This window comes from Immundisolibacter cernigliae (assembly GCF_001697225.1).
In the GTDB taxonomy this organism is placed as follows: Bacteria; Pseudomonadota; Gammaproteobacteria; order Immundisolibacterales; family Immundisolibacteraceae; genus Immundisolibacter; species Immundisolibacter cernigliae.
This window is the reverse complement of sequence record NZ_CP014671.1, coordinates 1,877,746-1,894,760: the sequence shown is the minus strand read 5'-3', so window position 1 is coordinate 1,894,760 and position 17,015 is coordinate 1,877,746. Positions and strand designations below refer to the sequence as shown.

Here is a 17,015-nt window from a genome sequence, read left to right as displayed (position 1 = left end):
GTGCCCGCATCAGTAAGGCCAATCTTCATGCGCCAGGGGCGCTCGGTTCAATACCTCTCGGTACAGGCGCCATTGCGGCATCAGCCTATCCATCAACTCGCGAAAGCGCTCGTTGTGGTGCCGTTCGAGCAGGTGAACCAGTTCGTGCACGAGGATGTACTCCAGGCACAACGCCGGTTTCTTGGCCAACTCCAGATTCAGCCAGATGCGCCCAGCCTGGGCATTGCAGCTACCCCAACGTGTTTTCATCTGCTTGATGCGCACTTCCGCAACGGCCACGCCCACCTTGGGCGCCCACTTGGCGATCAGCGGTGACAGTTGCTCGTTCAGCCGCGCCCGATACCACCGCTGAAGCACAGCTTCGCGTTTCGCCGTATCGGTTCCCGCGCGCACACGCAACGCCATCGTCGTGTTGTTTGCCAGCCACACGGACGGCGGGCCGTCGTGGTCGGCCACGTCCAACCGGTAGCGCCGCCCCTGAAAGTAATGACTTTCGCCGGTGACGAACTCCCGCTGCGACTGGCGATCCTGTTGCCCGAACTCGGCCTGCTGGCGGCGAATCCACCCCATGCGCGAAACGACCGCCAACCGCACGGCCTCCTCATCCAGGCGCAGCGGCGCGGCCACCCGTACTCGCCCGCAAGGCGGGTAAACGCCGACATGGAGGTTCTTGATGTCCTTGCGAACCACGTCGATGGCGATCCCGCCTACTTCGATCTGTTGGCGGTCAGTAGTCACGCTGGGCCTTCACGATCTGGAACATCGCGTCCACGAGCGCATCGTCACCGCCCAGTTCTGCCTTGATGGCGTTGCGGACTTCGCGCTCCTTGAAGCGGTTGCCGCGCCAATCCGCCTTCTTCACGCGGCGAATGGCGTTGTCCACGGCCAGTGCGGCGATCTCGGCCGCGTCGGCAGCGGAGTCGGCCATCTGGTCGTGTTGCCGCACCCGTTCTTCGAGCCCTTGCACACCTTTCAGGTTGTCGTACAGCGCGCGCCGAGCGGGGCTGTTGATGGGGACCGGATACGCCTGACTCTGCGGCTGGCTGACCTGCTTCGTCAGCTCGACGATCCTGGCCAGGTAGGCCTTGTACTCCACGGCCGCCTGCCGGCGCTGCGCGATCAACGCATCCAGCAGCTCGGACATCTTCTCGTAGTACTTCGGGTTGACCGCCATCTCGTCGATGATCAGCCGGCGGACGTTGTTCTCGATGGTCTCCGCCATCGCCTCGCGGTCTTCGCGCAGGCCTTTGGGCAGCGACTCAACAGCCGTTTCGCCGCGCTCGACGATCAGCTGCACCAGCGTCAGGTCATCGAAAGCCGATAGCTTCTCGCTCTCCTCGGCGCGGATGTAGGTATCGAGCAGATGGCGCATGGCCGGCTCGTACAGCTTCATATCGATGTAGTCGCCGCTGGCGAGCTTGACCTCCTCGCGGACCTTCTCGTAGTGACTCACCTCGGCCTTGATCACCTGGGTCTCGGCCTCGCTGTAGCCGGCCTCGCGCATCTCGTTGGCCAGGTTGGCATAAGCGCGCAGGAACACCGCCGCCAGCTTGTACAGCGCCACCCGCCTGGGCTCGTTGTCTTTCAGTTGCTGGGCGTTGCCGCTCTCGGCGGCGCAGAAGTAGCGCACGTAGGCGGTGGTATCGCGCGGTGGCGCCACCGGCTCGCACAGCGCCTTGATCGCCTCGCGCGCCTCTTCCAGCCGCTCCCGACCCTGGCTGAGGCGGTCTTTCAGCAGGCCTTCCACGTCGGCCGCATCAAAACCCGCGAAGGCCTCGCCGGTGTAATCCTTGATGGCGCCTTCCAGCGAACGGAACAGATCCTTGTAGTCGATGATGTAGCCGTATTCCTTGTCCTCGCCATCCAGCCGGTTGACCCGGCAGATGGCCTGGAACAGGCCGTGATCCTGCATCTGCTTGTCGATGTAGAGGTAGGTTGCCGGTGGCGCGTCGAAACCGGTCAGCAGCTTGTCCACCACGATCAGCAGCTTCATCTGCCCCGGCTGGTCGATGAAGCGCTTTTTCACTTCCTGCTCGAAGCGCTCCACTTTGACCATGGCCGTGTCTTCGGGCTCGTCGAAGTGCGCCGCCAGCATCTTGCGGTAGATGTCGTACTGGCGCAGCTTTTCGGTCAGACCCTCGCCGGTCTCCTCGCCCTTGATGTCAGCCGGCGACGGCTGGTAGGAGGTGACGATCGCGCACTTGCCCGCCAGATCAGTCTGCTGGAACAGCTCAAAAAAACGGCAGGCCGAGTAGATGCTGCCGGACACCAGCATGGCGTTGCCGTGGCCGCTCTGCAGCCGGTCGCGTGTGGCCATGTCCATCAGGATATCGGCGACGATCTGCTCCAGCCGGTCCCGGCTGCTGAGCACCTTCTGCATCGTGCCCCAGCGCTGTTTGAGCTGAGCCTTCGCCACATCGGTCAGGCCCTGGGTCTTGAGCTCGAACCACTGGTCGATCTTGGCCTGCGACGTGATGTTCTGGTCGATGTCGCGGGCCTCGTAGCGCAGGTCCAGCACCACGCCGTCGCGCACCGCCTCGTCGTACTTGTAGGTGTGGATGTAGGGCCCGAAAGTCTCGATGCTGCGCCGCTTGTCGCTCTTGAGCAGCGGTGTGCCGGTAAAGCCGATGGTCATCGCCCCCGGCAGCAGCGCCTTCATCGCATCGTGCAGCTTGCCGGATTGGGTGCGGTGGCATTCGTCCACAAAGACGAAGACCTCGCCCTTGGCGTGGAAGCCCCTGGGCAGGCTCTGTTTGATCTCCGCCACAAAGGCCTCGATGTCCTTGTCGCCGATCTCGTCACCGGCGCCGAACTTGTGGATCAGCGAGCCGATCAGCCATTCCTCGCTGGCGTTGAGCACCTGCACCAGGTCGGCTCCGCTTTTGGTGCGGTAGATGGCCTCGCTCACGCCTTTGAATACCGTCTCGATCTGCTGGTCCAGCTCGGTGCGGTCAGTGATGATCAACACCCGGCTGTTGGCCACGTTTTCGCGGATCCACTTGGCCAGCCAGACCATGGTCAGCGATTTGCCGCTGCCCTGGGTGTGCCAGATGATGCCGCCCTCGCGGCGGGCGACCGCTTGCTGCGCGGCCCGCACGCCGAAGTACTGGTTGTGACGGCAAGTCTTCTTGATGCCGGCGTCGAAGACGATGAAGTCGTGCACGATCTCCAATAGCCGCGCTTTGCCGCACAGCTGCCCCAGCTCGCGCAGCAGCGCGTTTTCGCCGGCCGCCGCCATGATGTCGGATGGCGCGCCGTGCTCCCTCCAGCGCAGCCAGTATTTTTCCGGCGTCTCGATCACGCCGTAGCGCAGTCCCTCGGTGTCGTTGCCCGCCATCACCAGCTGCACCGTGGCGTAGAACGGCCGGATAAATGTCTTTTTCTGGCTGTCGAGATTCTGGCGGATGCCCTCGGCCACCGACACCGTGGAGCGTTTCAGCTCCAGCACGCCCAGCGCGATGCCGTTGACGTACAGCACCAGATCCGGCCGCTTGGTGTTCTCTCCGGAAACGGTCACTTCTTCGGCAATGGCGAAGTCATTGCTGGCTGGGTTGGCCCAGTCGATCAACCACACGGTAATGTTCTGCTCGCCCACCTCGGGCCGTACCTTTACGCCATAGCGCAGCAGGCCGTAGACCTCGCGATTGGCGTCATAGAGCGTCTTGCTGCCGCCGAGCGCGGCCGCCTTGCCCAGCTCGTGGAGCACCTTGCCGATGATCTTGTCGCTGTGGCCCTGGCGCGCCAGCCAGTTGGTGAGCTGCGCTTCCTCGACGTTTCCGTTGTCGGGTCGGTCCTGCCAGTGGCCGAGGTAGGCGTAACCGAGCGCGTCCCGGAAAAACGCCACCACCCGCTGCTGGGTAAGGATTTCGCGCTGGCCAACCGTGCTCATCTTCGCTTCTGCTCCTGCGCAATCGTCTTCAGCTTCTTCTCGCCGGCCGCAGACAGCCGGTACTGCTGGCTGTGGCTGCGGGGCTGGTCAGGTATCGTCATCTCCAGCAGCCGCTCGCTGAGGAGCTTGGCCAAACCCCGCTTGAAATTGCCGGTACGGGACGAGTATCCGGCGGCGGCCAGCAGGTCCTGGCCTGTGGCCGGGTGCCCGGCACAGACCCTGAGCATGTCCACTTCCCAGGCCAGCAGCGTTACTTGGGCCTCTTGGGCCTTACGCCGGCTCCGCGGCTGTGGCAGTGCGCGCCGGATCGTCGTGACAAAACCATCCGCTTCCGCGAACTCCGGCTCCTGGAGCCCGGCGTTCACACAGCGCCGGATCATGTCCCGCGTCCCCGTGCCCATGTGTTCTCCCTGGTGAGCGAACGCTGTGAGTGGAGAGTAGGCGTACCCGAACGCGTCTTGGAAGAACTGGACCACACGCAGTTGGGTGAGGATTTCACGCTGGCCGACTGGGCTCATCAGTCGGCCTCACGCTTCGAGTTGGTCTCGTAGAGCGTTTCTGTAATGGCGCCGCGAAAGATCTCTTCGTTCAGGAACTGAAGCAGGCGCTTTGCCTGGGCTCGATCCGACGGGAAGACGATCTGGTCACCATCCAGGTGAATATCGACTTCGAAGCCCTCTGAATGGTTCGCTATCTGTTGCGCTGTGAACCGATCGAGGATGCCGGAATCCCTGAGCATGGCAAAGCGCTTGCGGAACCATTGATTGGCACCAGTCGCCAAGGCATCCGGGTCTTCCGGAGTCAGGCGATCGTGGTTCAGAACCCCCCGAATCTCCTGCTCCGACGCCTCCTCATAAAAATCGGCTAGCGGTAGGAATGTATTGACGGTCCGGAAGTTGTGGAACAACAGCTTGTTGTCGGCCGGCAGGTAGACGGCGCTCAACTTGCCGTCGAGCGTTAGGCCGGGGCGTTGCGTGGTCTCGTAAGTGTTGTTCTGCAAAAACAGAAAGCGCCCCGGTTGGATCACGTGAGCCTTGCTGAAGTTCTGGAACAGCATCAGCTCCTCATTCCGATCATTGCGAGCAACGCCGACTATCCCCCTGATGGCATCAACCAAATTTTCGTTATCGGTGATGGCATCCAGATCGGGCACGGTCTGGCTATTCTCGTTTGCCAGCCAATCGGGTAGCGCGAAGTCCGGCAGGCGGAAGCGCTCATGCTCCTCCGGTTGGTAACCGGCATTGAAGTCAATCTCATCGACGTCTGCTACAAAGGCGTCGTACTGGTCTTGCCAACTTTGTGAGAGGGCATCCTGCAACGCCTGGTGCAGCGGTATCCTCAGCAAGCGGGTTTGGGCGCCTTGCTTGACGATTGCCGCAAGCTGAAAATTCTCAAGCATCGATGCCTCCCGCTTGCAGATAGATGTTGTGGGCGAGCCGCACCGTCTGCACGTCCTTGCCGGGCCGTCGCAGTTCGTCCTTGCTGATCAACAAATGAGAGACCCCATCGCCGTTCTTGACGGCATAGAAGTGATATCCGAGCAGCCCCATCACCGGGTTGAAGTGAAAGGCGCCGGCATGCGCAATGACCAGAAAAATGACGCCGAGGATGTACGCGCCAGTCAGCCATTCGTCGGTAAAGTCCATGTTCTCTGCGGATACGAACGGCAGCAGATACGCCAAAAGAAAAGCCAGTACCTCCTGGTCATTGCGCTCGAACTCCTTGATATGGAAAAGATGCTTCTGCGCGTTCTTTGCCGCATAGCGGAGCATTGCCCAGCAGAGAAAGACTAGCAGCGCGGCCACGGCTAGCCACGCGCCCCAGCGGGTCCAATGTTCCTGATGCGCCAACTGATTCACTGCCACCGCGCCAAGCACCGGCGCCAGGGATGTCGAAACCAGCAGGAACTTGGCGAAGGTGTTCAGCACGTCGGAGCCTCCACCTGCGATGACTTGACCAGCCGAATTCGGCCGGTGAGCAGCTGCTGCATCATTCCCTGTTTGAGGGCGCGGGTCTTGTCGCGGCGGCGTTCCAGCGCGGCGATTTCGGCGTCCAGGTCGGAGAGGACGCTGGCGATGGCGGTTTGTTCTCCAAGTGATAGGCGCGGGAACGGAAGACCTGATAACTGAGCGATTGAAATGCCTTTCACCGTGCTACCGCTGCCGAGATCGTCGATCATCTTGGCGCTGTACTCGAACCAGTAGAAAAGGAACCGGACGTTCGCGCTGGATTTCAGAAATACCGCCTTGAGATCTTGATTGATGGCGACATCAACCTCAAAAATCACAGCCTTGCCGAGTGCCATGCGAGTTGACGTGATCAGCGTGCCAGCAGGGATCAAGTGCGATGCGCTGTTGTTTAGTCCTACCTTGGTGATCGACTCCTGCGTTTGCTGGGGATGGAAAGTCGCAAAGTCCTTCACGGTGACCCATGGAATCTCGTTGCCCCAGAACCCTGGATTGCTGCGACTCGGTGTTCCACCTCCGACGAGCTTGTCTATGACATCCCCCAACCGCTTCGTCTCCCACGCCCCGCTGAAGCCCGGCAGGCGGGTTTTGCCGCTGAGGAGTTGCTGCATGGCGGCCTGCTTGATGGCCCGCTTCTTGGCGATCAGCGCCTCCAACGCTCCGAGCAAGCCATCCACATCCGATAACGCCTCGGCGATGGCGCGTTGTTCGTGGGCGGGGGGAAGCGGTACTTTCACCATTGCCAAATTTCTGGCGCTGATGTGAACGACTGCGTCGCCTTGGCCGAAACGGACCTTCTGTTCAGCGACAACCTCATGGTTAAGGAGGTGCCCAAGGTAAAGTGAGTCTTGACTGAACGGTCTCAGGATGACGATGTCACCCCCGGCGTATGCCTCATCTTCCCCAAGATAGGCGACGCACTTCCCTATCTCCTCCGCAGTTTCACCTGAACCCGCGAACAGCAAGTCACCTTCGTTCATCCGCTGTGAACTAGCTGCCACTGATGCAGGAATACGGGATGAAGGCGAGCGGACATAGTTGTTGTAGCGCGTATAAATCTCGCCGTAGCGAATACAGGCAACCCCGTCATCAGCAACGTCATCGCGCCTGATACCTTTGCCCTTCATGAAGGCGCCAAGCTCGGCAAGTGTTTTTGCCTCCCAATCCTCCGGAATCACCCCCACCTCGGTCCGCTTGTACCCCGGCGGCACCTCCTGCACTGCGGCCTTGGCCAGATAGCGGCCGCTCGCGTCCTTGACCTGCATGGCTTCGGTGCTCATGCCCAGGCCAGGCCCATCTGCTTCAGGTGTTCCTCGACCTTGACGCTGAACGTCTCCACGTCGCGTTCCAGTTCCGGCAGCGGCCGGGCGTAGCGCTCTTCCAGCTCCTTTACCCGCCCGGCGAGTTGCTGGGTGAGTCGCTGCACCCCGCCCGCGATGGCGGCCTGGAGGCTGGCGAACCATTTGTCCTCGACCACCAGCGTCTTGATCTCGGCCTCGCTGAGCTTGGCGTAGCGGGCCAGCACCTTCTCGTCCAGCGCGGCCTGGGCGTCCTTCACCGCCTTGCCGGCGTCGGACTCGGCGTCGATGAGTTGCAGGCAGCGGGTGAGGGCGTCGTGTTCTTCCTGGTCTTCCTGGATTCCCGCCTGCGCGGGAATGACGGTGGGCGCGGGAATGACGGCCTTCAGTTCGTTGAGCCGCGATTTGATGCTGGCCTTGGTGACCTTGCCCTTGTCGTTGACGGCGTCTTCCAACAGGCCTTCTTCGCACACATGTTGCTCGACGAACTCCTCCAGCTCGCGGGCGGCGGTTTCCTGCGCGGCCTGCAGCGCATCGAGGGTGGCCTGCTGCTCTTTGAAGTAACGCGCCACGATCAGCGCCGGGGGCAGCAGGTCCATCTTGTACTTCTTGCGGCCGATGGAAAGGTCCGGCGTCTCCTTGATCTTCCGGTCCTTGTCCTCGACAACGCCACGCGGCTTGGCGGCCTCCAGCCAGCCGTCGGCGGCGATCAGGTAGACGTCGTCCTGCATCACATCGGCCCAGTAGTCCATCAGCCGCTGGTAGACGTCGTAGCGGCTGAGCAGGGGTAAATCTGAAAAGCGCGTCAGCAGGTCTTCCGACAGGCAGTGGATGACGGTCTTGGGCAGGTCGTCAATCTTCAGGCTGAGCAATTGCGGCTGGTGGGCTTGGCGCCAGCCGTCGAACACGGCGCCAACGCGGGCGGCAAAGGTCTTGAACTCGCCGTGTTCGAGGATGGCGGGTTTGATCTGGTGGGTGTCGATGCGGGCCTCGCTGTAGCCGGCGCGGCCGTTGTCGGTGAACAGCGCCTTGCGCAGCGCGGGGAAGACGGCCCAGTAGTCGCCCAGCGCGTCGATGTCGCGATTGGGAATGCCGCCGTTCAAGTGCGCATGCAGGTCGTGCAGGTCTTCCGGTTCGCTGGCATCGATGTAGCGCGGCAGGTTGAGGTTGTAGTCGTTGGCTACGCTTCCGATCTCGCTCACCGGCACCATCCGCGAGTAGCGCGGCAGCTCGATCTGCCGGTTGAACACGTCCACGATCTTGTGGATGTCCTGCGCGCGCAGGCGGTTCTTGTTGCCGTCCTTCAGAAAGCTCTTGCTGGCATCGATCATGAAAATGCCGGTGCGAACGTGCGCCTGCGCCTTGTCGATGACGATGATGCAGGCCGGAATGCCGGTGCCGTAGAAGAGATTGGCGGGCAGACCGATGATGCCCTTGATCAGGCCGCGCTGGATGAGATTGCGCCGAATGTCGGCCTCCCTGTTGCCGCGAAACAGCACGCCGTGGGGCAGGATGATGGCGCCCTTGCCGCTGCTCTTGAGCGAGGCGATCAGGTGCAGCAGGAAGGCGTAGTCGCCGTTCTTGTCCGGCGGGATGCCGTAGGCGAAACGGCCGAATGCGTCGTTGGCCGGGTCGAGGCCGCTGGCCCAGGCCTTGGACGAGAACGGCGGATTGGCGACGGCGAAGTCGAAGGTCTTGAGGCTGTCGTCCCAGGTTTTGAAGTGCGGGCTGGCCAGGGTGTTGCCGCGCCACAACTCGGCGGTGGGGTGGCCGTGCAGGATCATGTTCATGCGTGCCAGCGCCCAGGTGGCGACGTCCATCTCCTGGCCGTAGATGCTGATACCGCGCGGGGCTTCGTCGGCGGCCTTCAACAGCAGCGAGCCGGAGCCGCAGGTGGGGTCGTAGATGGTCTGGTCGGGCCGGGTGTCGGCGCCGATGCCAACCACCTGCGCCATGATCCGCGACACCTCGGCGGGGGTGTAGAACTGGCCCTTGCTCTTGCCGCTGTCGGTGGCGAAGTGGCGCATCAGGTATTCGTAGGCGTCGCCCAGCAGGTCGTCGCCCTCGGCGCGGTTGGCGCGAAAGTCGAGGCCGTCGAAGATTGCGACCAGCTTCGACAGCCGGTCCTGCATCTCCTTGCCGCTGCCGAGCTTGCTCTCGTCGTTGAAGTCGGCCTGGTCGATGACGCCCTTGAGGTCGTTGGCCTCGGCCAGCCGGCCGATGATCTTGTTGATCCGGTCGCCAATCTCCTTGTCGCCCTTGAGCTTGACCATGTCGGCGAAGCCGCCGCCGGGGAGAACCTCGATCAGCGCATCCGATTTGCCAGCGTACTTGTCCGACACGTACTTCATGAACAGCAGCGTCAGGACATAGTCCTTGTACTGGCTGGCGTCCATGCCGCCGCGCAGCTCGTCGCAGCTTTGCCAGAGGGAGGAATAAAGCTGGGATTTTTTCAGGGCCATGAGCTTCCAATGTTCAAAATGCGGCCCAAAGGCCGGTAACCGGGCGCCGGGGCGGCGTTCTTCGAACCATACGGGATACGGTGATCTTTCAGCCAGGCTCTGCATTCGCGGCTGGACCGGCCGTGCTCCTGCGCTTCGAGAGGCCTCTTCGTTATTCCCCGACGCGAGCGCCATTTTGCTGCCCGCGCAGCGGAGTTGCCCGCAGATCCCGTGCGCACGCCAGCCCCAGAGGGCGGCTTGGTCCCAGCCAATCTTGACCCCGAATCGGAGCCTCGATGCGTCGATCACTCCGAAACCCGCGGCCAAGCATTGCGGGTCGCTGTGGCCGATGCGAGGATCGAGATCGAAGCTCTGGCACGGGGCGGGGTTCTACAGCCGCCGCAGGGCCTCGCGATACGCATCCATGTCCGGCGCGCGGCCGTCGCGCTGCGCCTGCCACAGGGTCTGCGCCAGGCAGTCGATCAGCCGGTGCTCGGCGGCGTGGGCGTCGCCCAGGCGCCGGGCGAGACGCTGGTGCGTTTGCGCCGCTTCCGGCGGCAGGCCGGTGGCGAGCTGCTCGTGGATGGCGATGTGCAGACCCATGTGCAGGTACGGGTTGGTTCGTCCGTCGCTGCCGTCGAAGTCCTGCGCGAGCGCCTCCGGCGCCAGCACGAAGGCCTGATATTCCGGGTGCAGCGCCACCACATCGGCGATGCGCTGCTGCTGCGCGTCCAGCGGCAGGCCGTCCAGACGGCGCTGCCACGCCTCGGCATAGGCGCGGCGCAGGCTGTCCCGGTCCTGGCCGAACATCAGGCCGCCTGCGCGGTGCCGGCCGCCGCCACCGCCGCGGCCTTGTCCGGCCAGTCGCACAGGTCGGCGATCAGGCACTGCCCGCAGCGCGGCCGGCGGGCGGTGCAGGTGTAGCGGCCGTGCAGGATCAGCCAGTGGTGCGCATCGTGGCGGAATTCCGGCGGCGTGACCTTCAGCAGGCGGTCCTCGACCTGGCGCACAGTCTTGCCCGGCGCCAGACCGGTGCGATTGGCGACGCGAAAGATGTGCGTGTCCACCGCGATGGTCGGCTCGCCAAAGGCGGTGTTCAGCACCACGTTGGCGGTCTTGCGGCCGACACCGGGCAGCGCCTCCAGCGCCGCGCGATCGCGCGGCACCTGGCCGCCGTGCTGCTCGACCAGGATCCGGCAGGTCTTGATGATGTTCTGGGCCTTGCTGTTGAAAAGCCCGATGCGCCGCACGTGTGCCTTTACGCCGTCCACGCCCAGGGCGAGCATGGCCTGTGGCGTGCTGGCGGCTTGGAACAGCGTGGCGGTGGCCTGGTTGACGCTCTTGTCGGTGGCCTGCGCGGACAGGATCACCGCGATCAGCAGCTCGAACGGCGAGCGGTAGTGCAGCTCGGTGGTCGGTGCCGGCAGGGCGGCCTGCAGGCGTTCGTACATCTGCCGGCGTTTGTGGGCGTTCATGCGCCGCGGGCCGCCAGCAGTGCACGCGCCCGCGCCAGGGCCGTCTGGACCTCGGGCGAGGGACCGCTCGGCGCCGGCGGCGCAGCGGCGGTTTTGGCGGCAAGGCGCCGCTGACGCGCGTCGTGACGGCGCCGGTTGATGGCTGCCAGTGCGGCCCGTCGCTGGCCGCTTTCGGCCGGCTGCGGCAGCAGATGAATGCAGTCCACCGGGCACGGCGCCACGCACAGGCCGCAGCCGTTGCACTCCTGCTCGATTACCCCGTGCAGGCGCTTGCCGGCGCCGACGATGGCATCCACCGGACAGGCCTGGATGCATTTGGTGCAGCCGATGCAGGCGGCTGGATCGATCCACGCCCGTTGCGGCGGTGGCGCCGGTCCGCATTCCGGGTCCAGCAACCGCGCCGGCCGGCCGAGCAATGCCGCGAGTGCGGCGATGGTCTGCTCGCCGCCCGGCGGGCAACGGTTCAGATCACACGCGCCGGCTGCCAGCGCCTGGGCGTATGGCTGGCACCCGTCGTAGCCGCAGCGTCCGCACTGGGTTTGCGGCAGCAGCGCGTCGATGGTGTTTGCGAGGCTTGGCATGGCCGGGGCATTTTACCGCCGCTGCTAGACTGCCCCAGCCGTTCTGCCGCCCGCCACGTTTCATATGACCGACCGTTTTCGCCCCGCCGCCCGCATGGCGGGCATCGCCCCGTTTCACGTCATGGAAGTGATGGGCCGCGCCCAGGCCGCCGCCGCGGCGGGGCGCGACATCGTGCACATGGAAGTCGGCGAGCCGGATTTCGCGACTGCCGAGCCCATCGTCGAGGCCGGCATCCGCGCCCTGCGCGAGGGCCACACGCATTACACGCTGGCGCTGGGCCTGCCGGCGCTGCGCGAGGCGATTGCCGATTTCTACCGCAGGCGCCACGGCGTGGCGGTCGAGCCGCGGCAGGTGGTGGTCACGGTCGGCGCCTCGGGCGCGTTGCAACTGGCGCTGTGGGCGCTGATCGGCCCCGGCGACGAGGTGCTGCTGACCGACCCCGGCTACCCCTGCAACCGGCACTTCGTGCGCCTGGCCGGCGGCGTGCCGGTGGAGCTGCCGGTCAGCCCGGACACCGGCTGGCAGCCGACCGCGGCGCAGATCGAGGCCGCGCTCACGCCGCGCACGCGGGCCGTGTTGCTGGCCTCGCCGGCCAACCCGACCGGCGCCGTCATCGACCGTGAAGAACTGGCCCGCATCGCGGCGCTGTTGCGTGAACGCCGCGTGGCGCTGATCGCCGACGAGATCTACCACGGCCTGATTTACGAGGCCGACACCTGCACGGCGCTGGCCTGCGACGCCGACGCCATCGTCGTGAACAGCTTTTCAAAGTATTTCGGCATGACCGGCTGGCGCCTGGGCTGGGCGGTGGTGCCGGAAGCGCTGCTGCGGCCGGTCGAAAAACTGGCGCAGAACCTGTTCATCGCACCGCCGACGCCGGCCCAGCACGCGGCGCTGGCCGCCTTCGAGCCGGCCACGCTGGCGCTGCTCGACCAGCGCCGGGACGAGTTCAGGGCCCGGCGCGACCTGTTGCTGCCGGCGCTGCGCGGCTTGGGCTTCGACATTCCGGTCACGCCGCAGGGCGCGTTCTACATCTATGCCGGTTGCGGGCGTTTTGCGGATGACAGCTCCGCCTTGTGCCTGCGCCTGCTGGACGAAGCCGGCGTGGCCGCCACGCCGGGCCTCGACTTTGGCCCGCACACGGCGCGCACGCACCTGCGCTTTGCCTACACCACCTCCCGCGAGCGCCTCGGCGAGGCCATCGACCGCCTCGGCCGCCTGTTGGCATGAAGGCCGGGCCACGGCGGCCGCTGCCCCGGGGTGCGCTGATATAGAATCGCCGCCCCCCGCGTTTCCCGTCCCCGCCGCATGAGCTCCCACAAGATCGGTTTTGTCAGCCTGGGCTGTCCCAAGGCGCTGGTGGACTCCGAACGCATCCTGACCGAGCTGCGCGGCGGCGGCTATGAGCTGTCCGACAGCTACGCCGGGGCGGACCTGGTGGTGGTCAACACCTGCGGCTTCATCGACGAGGCCAGGCAGGAGTCACTCGACGCCATCGGCGAGGCGCTGGCCGAGAACGGCAAGGTCATCGTCACCGGCTGCCTGGGCGCCAACGTCAGCGAGATTCTGGAGCGCCATCCGAGCGTGCTGGCGGTGACCGGACCCCATGCCTACGCCGAGGTCGTGGCCGCAGTACAAAAGCACCTGCCGCCGCCGCCCGCGCGCGAACACGATCCCTATGTCGACCTGCTGCCGCCGCAGGGCCTGCGCCTGACGCCGCCGCATTACGCATACCTGAAGATTTCCGAGGGCTGCAACCACCGCTGCAGCTTCTGCATCATCCCGTCGATGCGCGGCGACCTGGTCAGCCGGCCGATCGGCGAGGTGCTCACCGAGGCCGAGGCGCTGGTCGATGCCGGCGTGCGCGAGCTGCTGGTGATCTCGCAGGACACCAGCGCCTACGGCGTGGACGTCAAATACCGCACCGGCTTTCACGGCGGGCGGCCGCTGCGCACCGACCTGCTGAATCTGTCCCGCGCGCTGGGGGAGCTGGGCGTGTGGGTGCGCCTGCATTACGTGTACCCCTACCCGCACGTGGACGCGCTGATCCCGCTGATGGCCGACGGCCTGCTGCTGCCGTACCTGGACGTGCCGCTGCAGCATGCCAGCCCACACATCCTGAAGGCCATGCGCCGCCCGGCACACGTGGAAAACACGCTCGAACGCATCCACAGCTGGCGCGGCATCTGCCCGGACCTGGCCATTCGCAGTACCTTCATCGTCGGCTTTCCGGGCGAGACCGAGGCCGATTTCGAGGCGCTGCTGGAGTTCCTGGACCAGGCGCAGCTGGACCGGGTCGGCTGCTTTGCCTACTCGCCGGTGGCCGGCGCCGCCGCCAATGCCCTGCCCGGTGCGGTGCCGGAAGAAATCAAGCGCGAGCGCCTGGCGCGCTTCATGGAAAAACAGGCCGCGATCAGCGCCCGGCGCCTGCAGGACAAGATCGGCCGCACCATCGAGGTGCTGGTGGACGAGGTCGGCGACGAGGGTGTGATCGCCCGCAGTTATGCCGATGCGCCGGAAATCGACGGCGTGGTCCATCTGACCGACGCCGAGGGCGTGGCGGTGGGTGACGTGCTGCTGGTCGAGGTGGAAGACGCCGACGAGCACGACCTGTACGCCGTGCCCCAATTGGGCTGAATGCCGGTCGGGTCCGGCCGCGCGCCTATACTTTTCGAGTCGCAACCACGCCGCCTGCGGGGTATTCATGCGCCTGTTCGGAAAATCGCTGGAACTGCCAACCGCGGCCCAGGCCCTGACCGGCCGGACCACGCCCGTGCCGGTCACGGACCGGCATTTCGTCAACGGCCAGCCAATCAAGGGCCCGTTCGCGGCTGGCCTGCAGCAGGCGGTGTTCGGCCTGGGTTGCTTCTGGGGCGCGGAGCGGCGCTTCTGGCAGATGGACGGCGTGGTCAGCACGGCGGTCGGCTACGCCGGCGGCCACACGCCCAATCCCACCTACGACGAGGTGTGCAGCGGTGCCACCGGCCATGCCGAGGTGGTGCTGGTGGTGTTCGATCCCACGCGGGTGAGCTATGAGGCCTTGCTGCGCGAGTTCTGGGAAAGCCACGACCCGACGCAGGGCATGCGCCAGGGCAATGACATCGGCACCCAATACCGCTCGGCCATCTACACCTTCGATGCCGCCCAGCTGGCGGCGGCGCAAGCCTCGCGCGACGCCTATGCGAAAGCGTTGGCCGACGCAGGCTACGGCCCGCCGACCACCGAAATCGCACCGGCCGGGCCGTTCTACTACGCCGAGGACTACCACCAGCAGTACCTGGCCAAGAACCCGGGCGGCTACTGTGGCCTGGGTGGCACGGGCGTGCGCTGCGGCTGATGATCGCCCGGCACCCGGCAACGCGCCTTCGGCGGGCCTGACCGCGTGAACCCGCCGGTGGTTTCCGGGCAGCCCCGCCTGCGCCGCATGGGCCTGCTCGGCCTGGGCGCGCTGGGCGTGGTCTATGGCGATATCGGCACCAGCCCGATCTACGCCCTGCGCGAGTGCCTGGCGCACGGCGTCGCGGCCACGCACGACAACGTGCTGGGCGTGCTGTCGCTGATCTTCTGGACCCTGACCATCCTGATCTCGATCGAGTACCAGATGGTCGTGCTGCGCGCCGACAACCGCGGCGAGGGCGGCATCCTGGCGCTGCTGGCCCTGCTGCGTCCGTCGCGGCATCGTGGCGGCGCCTGGCTGGGGCCGCTGCTGCAGAAAATGGCCGTGCTGGGCGCGGCGCTGGTGCTGTGCGACGGCGTGCTGACGCCGGCCATCTCGGTGCTGAGCGCCGTCGAGGGCCTGGAAGTCGCGGCGCCGCAGCTGGCACCGCTGGTGCTGCCGATCACGGTCGGCATCCTGCTGGCGCTGTTTCGCATCCAGCGCGGCGGCACGGCGCGCATCGGGGTATGGTTCGGGCCGATCACGGCCGTCTGGTTCGTGGTCATGGCGGTGCTCGGCACGGTGCAGATCGTGCGCCACCCGGGCGTGCTGGCTGCGATCAACCCGGCCTACGGCGCGGCTTTCCTGTACCACGAGGGCTGGGCCGCCGTGCGCATCCTGGGCTCGGTGTTCCTGGTGGTGACCGGCGCCGAGGCGCTGTACGCAGACCTTGGTCACTTCGGCCGCAAGCCGATCCAGTACGCCTGGTTCGGGCTGGTATTCCCGGCGCTGCTGCTGTGCTACTTCGGGCAGGGCGCGCTGATCCTGAGCTCGCCGGTGCCGGTCACACAGCCCTTCTTCGAGCTGGCGCCGGACTGGGCGCTGTACCCGCTGATCGCGCTGGCCACGGTGGCGACGGTGATTGCCTCGCAGGCAGTGATCTCGGGCGCCTTCTCGCTGACGCGTCAGGCGATACAGATGGGCGTCATCCCGCGCGTCAAGGTCGTTCAGACCTCGGCCGTGACCGGCGGGCAGATCTACGTGCCGGCGCTCAACACCCTGCTGATGCTGATCACAGTGGCGGTGGTGCTGGCGGCCGGTTCCTCGGCGGCGCTGGCCAATGCCTACGGCGTTGCCATCAGCACCACCATGATCATCACCACCGGCATGCTGTTCCTGGCCATGCGCTGGCGCTGGCGTCTGCCGCTGTTGTTTGCGGCGTTGTGGACCGGTCTGTTCCTGATCGTGGATGTGTCCTTCTTCAGCGCCAACATGCTGCGCGTGCCGGCCGGCGGCTGGATGGTGCTGGCGGCCGCCGCCGTGCTGTACGGCATGATGAGCACCTGGAACTGGGGCCGCGGCAACCTGATCGGCATGCTGCGCACCGAGACCATGCCGCTGCCGACGCTGTTCTCGCGCCTGGCGCGCGAGCGGGTGGCCCGCGTGCCCGGCACGGCGGTGTTCATGACCGCGCCCAAACTGGGCGCGCCGCCGGCATTGCAGCACCACCTGCGCCATGCCCACGCGCTGCATGAGCGGGTGATCCTGCTGACGGTGGAGAACCGCGACACGCCGCGTGTGCCGCCCGACGAGCGCCTCGTGGTGGAGCCGCTGGAGCAGGGCTTCTACAGGCTGTTCGTGCGCTATGGCTTTGCCGAGAGCCCGGATTTGCCCCGCGCGATGGAGGCGGCCTCGGCCCACGGCCTGCCGGTGGACCCGACCGACATGACGTATTTCATCGGCCGCGAGACGCTGATCGTGCCGCCCGACATGCCCTGGTTCGACCGGGTGCGCGAACGGCTGTATGTGTTCATGTTCAGGAACGCGCTGCGGGCCACCGATTTCTACCGCATCCCGCCGCGCCAGGCGGTGGAAATCGGCCTGTGGGTGGAAGCCGCGGTGCCGGTGCGGGCGCGCGACGCGGACCGCGCCTGACACGGCAGGCGGTCGTGGGAGGCCCGCCCTCGGGCCGAACGAGCGGCCGGAA

The 17,015-nt window shown here is 65.6% G+C and carries 14 protein-coding genes; 4 read left to right on the top strand and 10 right to left on the bottom strand.

Going from position 1 to position 17,015, the window contains the following annotated elements; genetic code table 11:
- Positions 1–9 precede the first annotated feature (9 nt).
- The 10 genes from PG2T_RS08970 to PG2T_RS08925 form a co-directional block, all read right to left on the bottom strand.
- A complete protein-coding gene (locus PG2T_RS08970) occupies positions 10–738 on the bottom strand; it encodes a M48 family metallopeptidase (RefSeq protein WP_075968163.1) in 729 nt (242 codons plus the stop codon).
- Positions 728–3,889 (bottom strand): type I restriction endonuclease subunit R, encoded by a 3,162-nt coding sequence (locus PG2T_RS08965; protein WP_068804360.1) that lies wholly within the window; start codon positions 3,887–3,889, stop codon positions 728–730. The genes PG2T_RS08970 and PG2T_RS08965 overlap by 11 nt, the downstream gene beginning before the upstream one ends.
- The gene (locus tag PG2T_RS08960; RefSeq protein WP_068804358.1) at positions 3,886–4,407 is read right to left on the bottom strand and encodes a Fic family protein; all 522 of its coding nucleotides are present in this window, start codon (positions 4,405–4,407) and stop codon (positions 3,886–3,888) included. Before PG2T_RS08960 ends, PG2T_RS08965 begins: the two co-directional genes overlap by 4 nt.
- On the bottom strand, positions 4,407–5,288 hold the full coding sequence (locus PG2T_RS08955; RefSeq protein ID WP_068804356.1) for a Kiwa anti-phage protein KwaB-like domain-containing protein: 882 nt from the start codon (positions 5,286–5,288) through the stop codon (positions 4,407–4,409). The genes PG2T_RS08960 and PG2T_RS08955 overlap by 1 nt, the downstream gene beginning before the upstream one ends.
- Positions 5,281–5,817 carry a hypothetical protein gene (locus tag PG2T_RS08950; protein WP_068804354.1) on the bottom strand — a complete coding sequence of 179 codons (537 nt, stop codon included), beginning with the start codon at positions 5,815–5,817 and terminating at the stop codon, positions 5,281–5,283. Before PG2T_RS08950 ends, PG2T_RS08955 begins: the two co-directional genes overlap by 8 nt.
- Positions 5,811–7,136: a restriction endonuclease subunit S gene (locus tag PG2T_RS08945; protein ID WP_068804352.1), complete on the bottom strand. Its 1,326-nt coding sequence runs from the start codon at positions 7,134–7,136 to the stop codon at positions 5,811–5,813. Before PG2T_RS08945 ends, PG2T_RS08950 begins: the two co-directional genes overlap by 7 nt.
- Entirely contained in the window at positions 7,133–9,616 is a 2,484-nt protein-coding gene (locus PG2T_RS08940; protein ID WP_068804350.1) for a type I restriction-modification system subunit M, read from the bottom strand. Before PG2T_RS08940 ends, PG2T_RS08945 begins: the two co-directional genes overlap by 4 nt.
- Positions 9,617–9,985: 369 nt before the next feature.
- On the bottom strand, positions 9,986–10,405 hold the full coding sequence (locus PG2T_RS08935; protein ID WP_068808033.1) for a DUF1841 family protein: 420 nt from the start codon (positions 10,403–10,405) through the stop codon (positions 9,986–9,988).
- Positions 10,405–11,070: an endonuclease III gene (gene nth, locus PG2T_RS08930; protein WP_068804348.1), complete on the bottom strand. Its 666-nt coding sequence runs from the start codon at positions 11,068–11,070 to the stop codon at positions 10,405–10,407. The genes PG2T_RS08935 and nth overlap by 1 nt, the downstream gene beginning before the upstream one ends.
- Entirely contained in the window at positions 11,067–11,651 is a 585-nt protein-coding gene (locus PG2T_RS08925) for an RnfABCDGE type electron transport complex subunit B (RefSeq protein ID WP_068804346.1), read from the bottom strand. Before PG2T_RS08925 ends, nth begins: the two co-directional genes overlap by 4 nt.
- Positions 11,652–11,745: 94 nt before the next feature.
- Here PG2T_RS08925 and PG2T_RS08920 point away from each other — a divergent pair, with 94 nt between their 5' ends.
- The 4 genes from PG2T_RS08920 to PG2T_RS08905 all read left to right on the top strand — a co-directional run bounded on the left by PG2T_RS08920 (position 11,746) and on the right by PG2T_RS08905 (position 16,963).
- Positions 11,746–12,882, top strand: coding sequence for a pyridoxal phosphate-dependent aminotransferase (locus PG2T_RS08920; protein ID WP_236953233.1), 1,137 nt, complete (start codon positions 11,746–11,748; stop codon positions 12,880–12,882).
- Positions 12,883–12,960: 78 nt separating this feature from the next.
- A complete protein-coding gene (gene rimO, locus PG2T_RS08915; protein ID WP_068804342.1) occupies positions 12,961–14,289 on the top strand; it encodes a 30S ribosomal protein S12 methylthiotransferase RimO in 1,329 nt (442 codons plus the stop codon).
- Between the two features lie 67 nt (positions 14,290–14,356).
- Entirely contained in the window at positions 14,357–14,989 is a 633-nt protein-coding gene (gene msrA, locus PG2T_RS08910; protein WP_068804340.1) for a peptide-methionine (S)-S-oxide reductase MsrA, read from the top strand.
- A gap of 87 nt (positions 14,990–15,076) precedes the next feature.
- The gene (locus PG2T_RS08905; RefSeq protein ID WP_068808030.1) at positions 15,077–16,963 is read left to right on the top strand and encodes a potassium transporter Kup; all 1,887 of its coding nucleotides are present in this window, start codon (positions 15,077–15,079) and stop codon (positions 16,961–16,963) included.
- The last annotated feature ends 52 nt before the right edge of the window (positions 16,964–17,015 follow it).

Coding starts and splice junctions, on each gene's coding strand:
- PG2T_RS08965 (WP_068804360.1), bottom strand. CDS start 3,889: ATGAGCACGGTTGGCCAGCGCGAAATCCTTACCCAGCAGCGGGTGGTG.
- PG2T_RS08960 (WP_068804358.1), bottom strand. CDS start 4,407: ATGAGCCCAGTCGGCCAGCGTGAAATCCTCACCCAACTGCGTGTGGTC.
- PG2T_RS08955 (WP_068804356.1), bottom strand. CDS start 5,288: ATGCTTGAGAATTTTCAGCTTGCGGCAATCGTCAAGCAAGGCGCCCAA.
- PG2T_RS08945 (WP_068804352.1), bottom strand. CDS start 7,136: ATGAGCACCGAAGCCATGCAGGTCAAGGACGCGAGCGGCCGCTATCTG.
- PG2T_RS08940 (WP_068804350.1), bottom strand. CDS start 9,616: ATGGCCCTGAAAAAATCCCAGCTTTATTCCTCCCTCTGGCAAAGCTGC.
- PG2T_RS08935 (WP_068808033.1), bottom strand. CDS start 10,405: ATGTTCGGCCAGGACCGGGACAGCCTGCGCCGCGCCTATGCCGAGGCG.
- nth (WP_068804348.1), bottom strand. CDS start 11,070: ATGAACGCCCACAAACGCCGGCAGATGTACGAACGCCTGCAGGCCGCC.
- PG2T_RS08925 (WP_068804346.1), bottom strand. CDS start 11,651: ATGCCAAGCCTCGCAAACACCATCGACGCGCTGCTGCCGCAAACCCAG.
- PG2T_RS08920 (WP_236953233.1), top strand. CDS start 11,746: ATGGCGGGCATCGCCCCGTTTCACGTCATGGAAGTGATGGGCCGCGCC.
- rimO (WP_068804342.1), top strand. CDS start 12,961: ATGAGCTCCCACAAGATCGGTTTTGTCAGCCTGGGCTGTCCCAAGGCG.
- msrA (WP_068804340.1), top strand. CDS start 14,357: ATGCGCCTGTTCGGAAAATCGCTGGAACTGCCAACCGCGGCCCAGGCC.
- PG2T_RS08905 (WP_068808030.1), top strand. CDS start 15,077: ATGGGCCTGCTCGGCCTGGGCGCGCTGGGCGTGGTCTATGGCGATATC.